We start from the raw sequence: 11,699 nt of genomic DNA, 5'->3' as shown, positions 1-11,699 counted from the left end.
ACCAGCTGGAACGGCCGCGTCGCGATCTCCTTGCCCGCCTCGGCCACGCCGATGACGATGCTCTCGCCCCAGCCGCGATGGCAGGCCTCCAGCGCCTGACGCATGACCGTGGTGTTGCCGGTGCAGTCGAAGGTGTAATCGGCCCCGCCCCCGGTCAGCTCGACCAGATGCGCCACCACGTCGGAGACGTTCTTCGGATTGACGAAATGCGTCATCCCGAACCGCCGGCCCCACTCTTCCTTCGTATCGTTGATGTCGACGCCGACGATCATGTCGGCCCCGACCATCTTCAGCCCCTGGATGACGTTCAGCCCGATGCCGCCGAGGCCGAAAACGACGCAGTTGGCACCCGGCTCCACCTTGGCCGTATTGACCACCGCCCCCACGCCCGTGGTCACGCCGCAGCCGACGTAGCAGGCGCTCGCGAAGGGCGCGTCCTTGCGGATCTTCGCCAGGGCGATCTCGGGCAGGACGGTGAAATTCGAGAAGGTCGAACAGCCCATATAGTGGGCGATCGCCTGCCCCTTGTAGCTGAAGCGCGAGCTGCCGTCGGGCATGACGCCCTTGCCCTGCGTCCCCCGAATGGCGGTGCACAGATTGGTCTTGCGGCTGAGGCAGCTTTTACATTGCCGGCACTCGGGCGTGTACAGCGGGATCACATGGTCCCCGACCTCAACCGAGGTCACCCCCGGCCCCACCTCGACCACCACCCCCGCGCCCTCATGGCCGAGGATCGACGGGAAGATCCCCTCCGAGTCCAGTCCGTCCAGCGTATAGGCGTCGGTGTGGCAGATGCCCGTCGCCTTGATCTCGACCAGCACCTCGCCGGCGCGCGGCCCCTCCAGATCGACCTCGACGATCTCCAGCGGACGTTTGGCCTCGAAGGCGACGGCGGCGCGGGTTTTCATGGGAAGGCTCCTCTGCGTTGCGGTTCTTCTAGGACAGACGGGCGATGCTATGAAACCGCATGGCGCACAGAAACCTCGTCATCCTCACCGGCGCCGGCATTTCCGCCGAGTCCGGCGTCCCCACCTTCCGCGCCGACGACGGCCTGTGGATGGGCCACCGGATCGAGGACGTCGCCACGCCCGAGGCCTTCGCCCGCGACCCGGTCCTGGTGCAGGACTTCTACAACCAGCGCCGCCGCCAGCTTCCGACCGTGCATCCCAACGCCGCTCACCGCGCCATCGCCGACCTCGCCGCCCGCTGGCGGGGGGATTTCCTGCTGGTGACCCAGAACGTCGACGACCTGCACGACCGCGCCCACGCCGTGACCCCGCCCGCGCACGGCTTCGACCTGATCCACATGCACGGCGAACTGCTCAAGGCGCACTGCACGCGGACGGGCCAGGTCTGCGACTGGCCCGGCGACCTCGCCCCCGACCAGCCCTCGCCGCACCATCCGCAGGGCCGGCTGCGCCCGCACATCGTCTGGTTCGGCGAAATGCCCCTGCACATGGACCGGATCGAGGCGGCGCTGGCGGCCTGCGACCTGTTCGTCGCCATCGGCACTTCGGGCGCGGTCTGGCCCGCCGCAGGGTTCGTGCAACTGGCCCGGCGCGCGGGCGCCCATACGGTCGAGCTGAACCTCGAGCCGTCGCAAGTCACCGATCTGTTCGATGAAGTCCGCCACGGTCCGGCCACTGCGGTGGTCCCGGCGTTCTTCTCCAGCCTGACCTGACGGTCGGTCTTCGGTGACGATCAATCCCGCCACCCGGTTCGGCCCCGGGGATGATACGGGCTCCGGTTGATCAGCAGCGGCTTTGCGATCCCGACGGCTGACGATGTCTGACAGGCGCTTCCGGTCGCCCGCCGCATCCGCCAACAAGGCGCCATGCCCAGGCTCGATCTCCCGCGGCTTTTCGCCGGATCCAGATTCTCTGTCGCCGCCATCGTGCTCGGCAATCTGGCGCCCGTGTTCGGCGTGGCCTTCCTCGGCTGGGACGGCGCCCAGATCCTGATCCTTTACTGGTTCGAGAACCTGATTGTCGGCGCCTTGACCCTCCCGCGGATCCTGTCGGCGCGCGGCAGGTCGACGGCGGCGTCCGCCGGACAGCGGGCCGAGGCCATAGGAACGGGCTGCTTCTTCATGATCCACTATGGCATCTTCTGCCTCGTCCACGGCGCCTTCGCCCTCGCCCTTGCGAACGACATGGCCGCGGTTGACGGCGGCGGCGTCACAGCCGGGGTCTGGGAACGCACAATCAGCCGGTCCGACTTCTGGTGGACTGTCCTGGCTATCGCCCTCGTGCATCTGATCATGCACATCCGGGACTGGTGGCTCGCCGGGGCCTGGCGCGGTTCCAGCCCGATGGCCGAGATGTTCCGTCCCTATGGCCGCATCTTCGTCCTGCATCTGACGGTGCTGGGCGGGGCCTGGCTGATGGCCGCGCTCAATGCGCCCTCCTCCGCCCTGCTCATCCTGTGCTTCGGCAAGATGGCGCTGGAACTGGTCGGCCTGTTCGTGGGCGGCCGGATTCGCGGCGCCCCGACCTGACCGCACTGGGGTCGGACGTCAGGCGCCGTCCGCCGCCTTTCTGGCCAGCTTCTCGAGCACCCGGCCCCGCCCTCTCGACAGCGCCGTGATCACGCCCCGGAAGGTCGCCACCTCCTGCTCCGTGAAGGCCGCTCGCCCCAGCATCACCCGCAGGTTCTGGCTCATCGAGCGGAATTTCTCGGGCGGATGGAAGAAGCCGGCGGCGTCCAGCTCCTTCTCCAGATGCTCATACATCCCCAGCATCAGCGCCCCCGAGGCCGGCGGCTCGCCCTCGCGGAAATTCGGCGGCGGGGCGTCCAGCACCAGAGTCCGCCACTCATAGGCGGTGATGGCCACCGCCTGGGCCAGGTTGAGGCTCTGGTGGCGCGGATCGATCGGGATGGTGACGATGCCTTGGCACAGGGCGATGTCCGTGGTCTCCAACCCCGCCCGCTCGCCCCCGAACAGCAGGCCGACGCCGAGCCCCGAGGCGCGGTCGTCATACAGCACCCGCGCCGCCTCGCGTGGCGTACGCACCGGCTGGCGGGTCTCGCGCGGCCGGGCCGTGGTCGCGAACACCGTGTTCAGATCGGCGACCGCCTCCGCGACGCTGCCGAACACCTTGATCCCCTCCAGCACCCAGTCGGCGCCCGAGGCCGTGGCCCAGGCCCGCTCCTGCGGCCAGCCGTCACGCGGCGCGACCAGCCGGAGCTCGGACAGGCCGAAATTAGCCATGACCCGGGCCACGGCGCCGATGTTCTCGGCCATCTGTGACTTGTCGAGGATGACGACGGGGGGCGTGGGTTCGGACATCAGGCCTGACTAGCGGTTCCGAGCGCCGCCCGCACCCCGTCCAGATGCCGCTCATAGTTCCGCCACCGCCCCGACGAGCGCTGGTAAAGAGGCTCGCGCACCTGCCACACGCTGGCCGTCCGCACCGGCGTCGCGGCCTTGTGGAAGTCCAGCACCCCCTCCTCCCAGTCCAGCCCGCAATACGCCAGCAACCGCCCCACCGCCGGGCGCGGGTCGGCGACCATGGCGTCGTAGTCGAGGTCGAGGATGTCGGGATACAGCGCCTTCCAGTGCCGCATCAGCCGGACATACTGGCCATGCCAGTGCGCGAGATCCTCCAGGTCCAGCGCATGGCCCATGGACCGGTCCAGATGCAGGAACCAGTTGGACAGGATCACATCCAGCGGCTCGCGCACCGTGTGGACGATGCGCGCATCAGGGAACATCGCCTTGATCAGGCCGATGTGCAGGAAATTGTCGGGCCGTTTGTCGGTGACGACATCCGCGTCCGGCCGCGCGACCCGCAGCCCGTCGAGGTACAGGCCCCGCAGCCGCGCCAGCGCATCCGGCGCCGCGCCGGCCATGGACCCCGGATAGCCGACCACCGCCCGCGCCAGTCCCGGCACCAGCCCTAGCTCCCCGCCGCCCGTGACCCGACTGTGCCCGGCCATGATCTGTTCCGTCAGGGTCGAGCCCGACCGGAAAAGGCCGCAGATGAAGATCGGCGGGTCGCCGGCCTCCGCGACCGGCGCGGCGGGTTCGGGGAAGGCCGCAATGAGGCTGTCGATGAACCGCTCATGCGCCGTCCGGTCATAGCGGGCGCCCTCGGGGTCCGTGGCGCGGCTCGCGGCGTTGGCGGCGGCATAGGCGGCGAAGGCCTCGTCGTAGGCCCCGACCTGATCCAGCGCCCGTCCCAGCGCAAAGCCCAGCTCCGCCCGGTCGCCGACATGCAGGCCCGGCTGGCCCAATGCGGTCCGCAGCCCGGTGATCACCGGATCGTCCGGCCCGGTCAGCCGCGCCAAACCCGCCGATCGCGCCAGCGCCACCGGATGCCCCGGGGCCACCACCAGCGCCCGCGCATAGGTTTCCGCCGCCGCCTCGCGCCGCCCCATGTCCTCGTGCAGGTTTCCCAGATTCAGCAGGGCCGGCAGCCAGTCGGGCGCGACCGCCAGCGCCGCCTCCAGATCCTTCTGCGCCAGATCGGGTCGCCCCAGATCGTCGGCATGGATCACGCCGCGGTTCAGCCACGCCTCTTCCGGCCCGGAGACCCCGCGCTGCAGCGCCTCGTCATAGGCCGTCAGCGCCGCCTCGAACCGCCCGCACTGGCGCTCCATCAGGGCCAGGTTGAACCAGCTGTCGGGCAGGTCGGGGCGTATCGCCAGCAGTTGGCGATACGCCTGCGCCGCCTCGTCCGCCCGCCCCGCGGCGCGCAGCCTCGAGGCCAGGGCCATCAGGGCCTCGGCCGGTTCGATGCTCATTTCCGCTCATCCCCGCGAAAGCGGGGACCCAGTGATCTGGATGATCGGTGCTCGAGCGCTTTCCCCGACGGCGATCCTAAGCACTCTGCCTCGCGAAAGAACTGGGTCCCCGCGTTCGCGGGGATGAGCGGAGGAAAGAGTTCAGTCATCCCCGTACATGGCCAGCCAGGGATCGGCGGTTCCAGCCTCGACCTCATTCACCTTGACCGCCGGCCAGCCGATCGAGTCGTCCGCCGAATCCCGCCACGCCAGAATGAACATGTCGCGCAGCTCCGACGCCCCGGCCGCCAGCCGTGCGTTCACGAAGGCCGCGCCGCGCGCGTCGCTCCCGGCGAAACCGCCGGCCTTCTCGAGCCGATAGAATGGCGTCACCTGGGTCAGCGTCGATCTCAGATAGACGGGCACCCGCGCCCGCAGGTCGAACCCGTCCAGCGCCGGCGCGGACATCGCCGCTTCAACGGTGTCCAGCCGCGCTGTCCGCGACGTGAAGGCGCCCTCGAAGGCGCCGTGGGTCTGGCGGGAGGTGGTGAAGCCCTCGGGGTTGGGCGTGTCGCGGTTCCAGCCGTTGTAGTGGATCGTCGTGTGATGCGGCTGGGCGCCGTCGCCGATGTAGTGGCCCAGATAGCCCATGTCGCGCAGGATCAGGGCCTCGCGGCGGATGCGGTCCTCACGGTACCAGGCCCGCTTGCCGGGGTCCGTCTCGCGCCCCTCGGCGGCGTAGAGCACGCGCCAGGTGGCGAAGTCGCGCACCAGCTGCTGATACCCGTCCATGATGGCGTAGGGCAGATAGCCCGCGTCATCGACGTCGCTGCCCGCCGCGATCAGGGCGGCGTCATATTCCGACTTCAGCCGCGGCAGGGCGTCGATGGACGGTCCCTGCTCGACCATGATCCGGCCATCCTCCAGCATGTCGACGAAATGGGCCGTGTCGCGCTCGCGGTCGTGCGGCTGACCGCCGCCCTTGGTGCGGTCGGGCTCGCGGGACAGCTCCCCGACCTCGGCCGCCGCGGCGGGCGTGCGCAGGAAGGCAGGCATTTCGTCGGGCAGGCCGCGCACGGCCGCCATGCCGATCAGGCGGTGGCCGGTATTGCCCCAGGCGGAGACGACGGCAGGCGCCGCCATGACGGCGGCCCCCAGGGTCAGGGCGGCGAGGGCGACGGCGAGACGCTTCATGACGGACATCCGGACAAGGGGGATGGGTCGGGTTAAATCCACGCCGCGATGGCGTCCAGCGGCTTCTTGACCAGGGCCGCGGTCGGCACCGTCGCATCCACCGCCGGATGCCCCGCCACCAGCAGCAGGAAAGGCTTCTCAGACGCCGGCCGTCCGCAGATGTCGGCGAGGAAACTCATGGGCGCGGGCGTATGGGTCAGGGTGGCCAGTCCGGCCGAGTGCAGGGCCGCGATCAGCAGGCCGGTGGCGATGCCGACGCTCTCGGCCACATAGTAGTTCTTCTTGTCGTCACCGGCGTTCGGCCCGCCACGCTTCTGGCCGAAGACGGCGATCAGCACGGGCGCCGTCTCCAGGAACCCCTTGTCCGGGTCAGTGCCCAGCGGCGCCAGGGCGTCCAGCCATTCCTGCGGGGCCTTGGTCGCATAGAACTCCCGCTCCTCGGCCTCGGCGGCTTCGCGGATGCGGGCGCGCGCCGGTGCGCTTTCGATCACGCTGAAAAACCATGGCTGGTGGTTCGCCCCCGAGGGCGCCGAGCCGGCGGTCAGGATCGCCTGTTCGACCACGGCGCGCGGCACGGGCTGCTCGGAGAACTCCCGCACCGTGCGGCGCCCGGCCATGAGGGCGCGGAACGCGGTCGCCCGCCCGATCCGCTCGGCGTCGTCCAGGGGCCCATAGCCGGTCAGGGGCTGGCAGGGATGGTCGCGCATGACGGGCTCCGGACGGGGATCATCCCCGTCTAGCCTATGCCGAACGCCCCCTCCACCCGCGCAACCCACGCCCGCACCGCAGGATAGGCGTTCAGGTCGAAATCCCCCTCGTGCGCCACCCGCGTGTAGGCGACCAGCGCCAGGTCGGCGAGCGTCGGCCCCTCCCCGACCAGCCAGTCCGCTCCGGTCAGCGCCGCCTGCATCCGGGCCAGCGCCGCGTGGCCGCGCTCCATCAGCCGGGGCTCGATCTCGTCCGCCCCTTTGCCGCCCAGCAGCCGCTGGAATCGCACCACGGCGATGTACGGTTCGTGGCTGTACTGCTCCCAGAACAGCCATTCGTACATTCGGGCGCGCTTGTACGGATCAGCGGGAATGAAGGTGGTCCCTTCCCCGAAATAGCCGATGATGGCGTTGGACTGGGCCAGAACCCGACCGTCCTCCAGCACGACGGCGGGAACCTGTCCGGCGGGATTCCGGGCCAGAAAGTCCGCGCTACGGGTCACGCCGGACATGACATCTGTTTCGACCCAACGATAATCACGCCCGAGCCGGTCCAGCAACCACTTGACCTTCAAACAGTTGCCGGAGCGAATATCGCCATAGACAGTAAGCATCTCGACTCAGCAAAGTGTTTCTGATCTGCGAATACAGCTTACAGATTTCGCTGCGTTGGCCAAACGAGATTCGGCTTAACCATCACAAGCCCCGCTTATCCACCGCAAAGGCGGACACGAGGTCGCACCGCGCCCCGATTGACTGGTTTCCGCCACATTTGGGACGGACAAGCCCGCCGCCGGACGCGTCAGGGGCCGGTGATTCCGTGAGTTAATTCATGCTCGGCACTGCCGCTGCGCTCGCCCTCATCTGGGCGATGGCCTTCCCTGCCCAGGCAGGCGTCGTGGAAGATCCCGTGTCCTACGAAGCGGCAGTAGCCGCCGGTCTGGGCGCTGAATCAACCCCCTCCACGAGTGAAGGTTCCGACAGCGGCGCTGGCATGCTCAGCCCCGAACAGCAGGCCCTGATGGCCGAAGGCGCTGACTGGACCGCACGGGTCAATCTCTACCACGCGGGCGGCGGCGGCGCGACGGGCAACGACAGCCTGGGTTGCCGGCCGATCGCCATGCGCACCATCGCCACGGACCCGCGCTACATCCCCCGCCGCACCCGCCTGTTCATCCCCGAGACGGTCGGCATGCGGATGCCGGACGGAGCCATCCACGACGGCTACTGGTACGCCTCCGACACCGGCGGTGCGATCAAGGGCCAGAAGATCGACCTCTACACCGGCCACGGCCGCGCCTCGATGTCCCCGGCCATGCGTTTCAACCAGCGCCGCCTGACCCTCATCGATGCCGGTCGCTTCGACGGTTGCCCCCCTTCCTGGGACAGCCTGCCCAGCCAGACCACGCAGATGGCGGCGCTCGGCTCCGACGCGGGTTCGCGCTAGAATTTCCGCTTGCCGCTGACCGTTTCCCAAAACATCCGCCAGTCGCCCATCAGGCTCCACAGCGGGTACTGAAACGTCGCCGGCCGGTTCTTCTCGAAGAAGAAATGGCCCACCCAGGCGAAGCCATAGCCGACCAGCGGCATGGCCAGCAGCCACCACGGGTTCAGCGTCACGATCGCGACGGCCAGCACCACCAGCACCAGCGCCGACCCCACCACGTGAATCCGGCGGCAGGTCCGGTTCGAGTGTTCGTGGATGTAATAGGGATAGAAGGCTTCGAACGACGTATAGCGTTCACCGGGCGCGGGCTGGCTGGTCATGACGCCAGCCTCTCTCCGCCCTGCGCCGCGGTCAAGCCGCCGCCGTTCACCATCCCTGTCAGCGATCGGGAAAGGCCCGCGCCGCGATAGTCGGCCTCCCTCGTCCGGAGCCGCCCCATGCAGGCCTTCGCCATCGCCGCCTCCGGCATCGCCGGAGCCACAGAACGGTTCGCCGCCAGCGCCGCCCGCACGGTCGCCGATCCCTTCGCTGATCTGGCCGGCGAGACCGTCGAGCGGATGACGGCCGAAACCGCGCTCAAGGCCAATGTCGCGGTCCTGAAGACAGCCGACGAGATGTACGGAAGCCTGCTCGACATCCTCGCCTGACAGGCGGCCCGAAGCCTCAACCCGAGCCTCAGCCAGCCTTGGGCGGCAATTCGAAGAAGTCGACGAACTGCTCGAACACCTCGGCCCGTCCGCTTATCTCCAGGCCTTCCATACCCGCCCCGACATAGACCGCCGCCGCCACGGACTCAGGCGAGCCGACGACAATCACCTCGGCCCCGTCCGCTTCCATCCGCCGGACGCCCAGTTCGCCGTCCGCCACGGTGACCACGAAGGTCTCGAACCCGAAGCGGAAGCCCAGCGTCATCCGCGACTTCCCGGCCTTGCGGGGGTCGAACATGGTCCTGAACGACAGCATCATCGACACGGGGCTCAGCGGCAGGGTCGGGTCATGGCCCGGCGACCGCGCCGCCCAGCGTCCCAGTTCACTGATGACCGGCTCGGCCTCGCGACCCCAGTCCGTCAGGTCATAGACCTGCACCGACGCCGGCGGCGGCAGCCTGCGCTTCACCACCACCCCCGCGGCCTCCAGCCCTTCCAGCCGCTGCGTCAGCACATTGGCGCTCAGTCCCGGCAGACTGGCGCGCAGATCGCCGAACCGCCGCGGCCCGAACATCAGTTCGCGAACGATCAGCAACGCCCATCGCTCGCCGATCAGCTCCAGCCCGTGCGCCGTGCCGCAGGCGTCATCGTATCGTCGCCGCGACTCGTTGGTTATTTTTTCTAACTTCATACTTGCCATATCTAACTGATTGCGGCATCAGTCTCAAGCGCGCGCCATCGAGGGCGCTGAACATTCACCCGGGCCCGGTCGGCCCGAAACGGCGACCGGGCCTCCGCCCCCGCCAGGAAGGAGACTCCCATGCCATACGTCACCGGCTTCCTGACCCCCGTGAAGACCGCCGACAAGGACCGCTATATCGAGTCCGCCCGCAAATCCTGGCCGCTGTTCCAGAAATACGGCGCGCTCGAACAGGTCGAGACCTGGGGCGAGGACATCCCGCCCGGCAAGGTCACCGGTTTCGACCTGGCGGTGAAACAGGAGGCCGACGAGGTCGTCGTTTTCTCGTGGCTGCGCTGGCCCGACCGCGCCGCCGCCGACGCCTGCTGGGAGCAGATGCAGTCCGACCCGGACTTCGCCAACATGGATATGCCGTTCGACGGCAAGCGCATGATGTGGGGCGGCTTCACCCCGGTCTTCGAAGGCCGCTAGGCCCCGGCGGGGCGGGAAAGGCGGTTCTTCCGGCCGGCTTTCCCGTGACCCTTTCGAGACCCTTCCGCCTCCGTCGCGTCAGCCCTCAGCCACCGGCTCGGGTCCCAGCATTCGCCGGATCGCCGGCCAGATCTTCGCCAGCGCGGAGAAGAAGCCGACCACGGTCGAAACCCACTGGAAGGCCGTCCAGACCCAGCCGAACAGGTCGCCGTCGCCCAGCGCCTGGCTGATCGGGAACAGCACCCGCGACACGCCGATCTGGAAGGCGGCATAGCTCTCCGCATATTCGATCGAGCGGTCGGCGAAAAAGGCGATGGCCACCGCCGCCGACACCGGCGCCCAAAGCAGGGGCAGGGCCAGCAGAACCGCCAGCAGCAGCACTGCCAGCTTGGTGCCCAGCGTCTCGCCCGACACCAGGCTCAGCACCACCCCGACCCCCAGAGCCAGAGCCAGCGCGCCCAGCAGCACCGGCAGCACCCAGTCGATCGCGACCATCAGGTCCGCGAACATCAGCCCGATCAATATCGCCGCGCCACTGACCAGAAAGCCGCCGACCCAGAGGGCGGCATACTGGCCCAGACGGCGCTTCAGATAGCCGAGATTGAACATGGCGGATCTCCGGAACGGCCCGGACAGAGTGCCGCGCTGCCTGCGGGATGTCCATTGGCGGAACGCCGCTCCGTCAACCGTTCGGACCGGCCCTTGGGAAGGCGGTCATAGAAGCCGACGAACGTTTCAAACACCGCGCTCAGCGCGGCCCGACCCGCCCCTGGCCGGTTACCGGCAGAAGCGGGTGTCGGTCGCCTCCAGATGCAGATGGTCGGCGTGGACCCCGTTGTAGTCCGGGCTCAGGACGGTCCCGAAGATGCGGCAGGCGTCGTCACGGATCCGCCGCAGGAAGCGGGCCTCGGGGGCATCCCCGGCCCAGTCCCGCGCCACTGAGATCCGCCGCCCGTCCCGCAGTCGCACGCCTGCGAAATCGAGCGCCGCCGCCTGGGAATGGGCGCTGACCCGGTTGCTGACCCCGCCATTGTTCACATTGCGACAGGCGTAGGCGCCCATATGATCGATCTGGACCACGTCCGAACCCAGGATCTCACGCGCCGCCGGCTCGAGCGACTGGCGCCGCCAGATACTCAGCGCCAGCGCCGTCTGGCAGGTCATTTCGATGTCGCCCGGCGTCATGCGCGCCACAGTGCCCATGTCGGGGCCGAGCACCCCGCCGGCGGTCAGGCCACAGGTCGCGGTGTTCGTTCGGTCGGGCACGGGCCGAAAGGTCACCCGCGCCGCCGTGAGCTGGGCCATGCATTGTTGCAGCCCGGCGCTCTCCCTCAGCACCGCCGCCCGGGTGCCGCTGCCAATCGGGAGATCGATCAGGGCCCCGACCAGCGGGGCCTCGGTGCGCGAGGGGGCCGCGGGATAGCGCTCCGGCGCCGGCCGCTCGGCCCGCATCGGATTGCAGGCCGCCAGCAGCAGGGCTGTCGGGACGGCGGTGGCCAACAGGCGGAGGGCGGGGCGCATGGCGCGGAGGCTAGGGTGATTTGCGGCAGGGGAGAATCCCGAGGCGGTGGGTCCGACTCTTTCAGTCTCGCAGAACCGGTTGTGCCCGTTGTGAATCCGTTATGCCCGTTGTGATGAACCGTCCGGCCGCGGCGCACGGTTCCCCTTGACGGAATTGCGACCCAGGCGCGCAGCCAGAAAAAAGGGCGGCCCCTGCGAGCCGCCCCTTGTCCGTATCAGCTGTCCAGGAAGCTCCGCAGCTTCCGGCTGCGGCTCGGATGCTTCAGCTTGCGCAGCGCCTTGGCCTC

Annotated in this window: 15 protein-coding genes; 5 read left to right on the top strand and 10 right to left on the bottom strand. The window is 68.9% G+C overall.

What is annotated here, in order from left to right; all coding sequences use genetic code 11:
• Positions 1 to 908 (bottom strand): zinc-binding dehydrogenase (locus tag B3E43_RS01205; RefSeq protein ID WP_292026069.1); only part of this gene is annotated, 908 nt, incomplete at its 3' end.
• A 59-nt stretch (positions 909 to 967) separates the two neighbouring features.
• Here B3E43_RS01205 and cobB point away from each other — a divergent pair.
• Together cobB and B3E43_RS01195 are read left to right on the top strand one after the other, a co-directional pair.
• Positions 968 to 1,681: a Sir2 family NAD+-dependent deacetylase gene (gene cobB, locus B3E43_RS01200; RefSeq protein WP_292026068.1), complete on the top strand. Its 714-nt coding sequence runs from the start codon at positions 968 to 970 to the stop codon at positions 1,679 to 1,681.
• 153 nt (positions 1,682 to 1,834) lie between these two features.
• Positions 1,835 to 2,497 carry a DUF6498-containing protein gene (locus tag B3E43_RS01195; protein ID WP_292026067.1) on the top strand — a complete coding sequence of 221 codons (663 nt, stop codon included), beginning with the start codon at positions 1,835 to 1,837 and terminating at the stop codon, positions 2,495 to 2,497.
• A gap of 18 nt (positions 2,498 to 2,515) precedes the next feature.
• Here the strand turns inward: B3E43_RS01195 and B3E43_RS01190 are convergent, their stop codons facing one another.
• From B3E43_RS01190 to B3E43_RS01170, 5 genes are all read right to left on the bottom strand, one after another.
• On the bottom strand, positions 2,516 to 3,289 hold the full coding sequence (locus B3E43_RS01190) for an RNA methyltransferase (RefSeq protein WP_292026066.1): 774 nt from the start codon (positions 3,287 to 3,289) through the stop codon (positions 2,516 to 2,518).
• The gene (locus tag B3E43_RS01185; protein ID WP_292026065.1) at positions 3,289 to 4,746 is read right to left on the bottom strand and encodes a tetratricopeptide repeat-containing sulfotransferase family protein; all 1,458 of its coding nucleotides are present in this window, start codon (positions 4,744 to 4,746) and stop codon (positions 3,289 to 3,291) included. Before B3E43_RS01185 ends, B3E43_RS01190 begins: the two co-directional genes overlap by 1 nt.
• Before the next feature lie 141 nt (positions 4,747 to 4,887).
• On the bottom strand, positions 4,888 to 5,919 hold the full coding sequence (locus tag B3E43_RS01180) for a S1/P1 Nuclease (RefSeq protein WP_292026064.1): 1,032 nt from the start codon (positions 5,917 to 5,919) through the stop codon (positions 4,888 to 4,890).
• Positions 5,920 to 5,951: 32 nt separating this feature from the next.
• Positions 5,952 to 6,626, bottom strand: coding sequence for a nitroreductase family protein (locus tag B3E43_RS01175; protein ID WP_292026063.1), 675 nt, complete (start codon positions 6,624 to 6,626; stop codon positions 5,952 to 5,954).
• A 29-nt stretch (positions 6,627 to 6,655) separates the two neighbouring features.
• Positions 6,656 to 7,240, bottom strand: a complete 585-nt coding sequence (locus B3E43_RS01170; protein WP_292026062.1) for a glutathione S-transferase family protein — start codon at positions 7,238 to 7,240, stop codon at positions 6,656 to 6,658.
• A gap of 218 nt (positions 7,241 to 7,458) precedes the next feature.
• On the opposite strand from B3E43_RS01170, the gene B3E43_RS01165 reads away from it, so the two are divergent.
• Positions 7,459 to 8,073 carry a 3D domain-containing protein gene (locus tag B3E43_RS01165; protein ID WP_292026061.1) on the top strand — a complete coding sequence of 205 codons (615 nt, stop codon included), beginning with the start codon at positions 7,459 to 7,461 and terminating at the stop codon, positions 8,071 to 8,073.
• Here B3E43_RS01165 and B3E43_RS01160 read toward each other — a convergent pair.
• Entirely contained in the window at positions 8,070 to 8,393 is a 324-nt protein-coding gene (locus B3E43_RS01160) for a DUF962 domain-containing protein (protein WP_292026060.1), read from the bottom strand. The genes B3E43_RS01165 and B3E43_RS01160 overlap by 4 nt on opposite strands.
• A 117-nt stretch (positions 8,394 to 8,510) precedes the next feature.
• Here B3E43_RS01160 and B3E43_RS01155 point away from each other — a divergent pair, with 117 nt between their 5' ends.
• Positions 8,511 to 8,720, top strand: a complete 210-nt coding sequence (locus tag B3E43_RS01155) for a flagellar hook protein FlgE (protein ID WP_292026059.1) — start codon at positions 8,511 to 8,513, stop codon at positions 8,718 to 8,720.
• A 28-nt stretch (positions 8,721 to 8,748) separates the two neighbouring features.
• Here the strand turns inward: B3E43_RS01155 and B3E43_RS01150 are convergent, their stop codons facing one another.
• Positions 8,749 to 9,411, bottom strand: coding sequence for a winged helix-turn-helix transcriptional regulator (locus B3E43_RS01150; RefSeq protein ID WP_292026058.1), 663 nt, complete (start codon positions 9,409 to 9,411; stop codon positions 8,749 to 8,751).
• Between the two features lie 129 nt (positions 9,412 to 9,540).
• On the opposite strand from B3E43_RS01150, the gene B3E43_RS01145 reads away from it, so the two are divergent.
• Positions 9,541 to 9,891 (top strand): DUF1428 domain-containing protein, encoded by a 351-nt coding sequence (locus tag B3E43_RS01145; protein ID WP_292026057.1) that lies wholly within the window; start codon positions 9,541 to 9,543, stop codon positions 9,889 to 9,891.
• 78 nt (positions 9,892 to 9,969) lie between these two features.
• On the opposite strand, the gene B3E43_RS01140 is transcribed toward B3E43_RS01145, so the two are convergent.
• The gene (locus tag B3E43_RS01140; RefSeq protein ID WP_292026056.1) at positions 9,970 to 10,500 is read right to left on the bottom strand and encodes a hypothetical protein; all 531 of its coding nucleotides are present in this window, start codon (positions 10,498 to 10,500) and stop codon (positions 9,970 to 9,972) included.
• A 168-nt stretch (positions 10,501 to 10,668) separates the two neighbouring features.
• Positions 10,669 to 11,412: an extensin family protein gene (locus B3E43_RS01135; RefSeq protein WP_292026055.1), complete on the bottom strand. Its 744-nt coding sequence runs from the start codon at positions 11,410 to 11,412 to the stop codon at positions 10,669 to 10,671.
• Positions 11,413 to 11,699: the final 287 nt, after the last annotated feature.

Source organism: Brevundimonas sp. UBA2416 (genome assembly GCF_002343105.1).
Classification (GTDB): domain Bacteria; phylum Pseudomonadota; class Alphaproteobacteria; order Caulobacterales; family Caulobacteraceae; genus Brevundimonas.
The sequence above is the reverse complement of the archived record's forward strand: the minus strand, read 5'-3'. Positions and strand labels throughout refer to the sequence as shown.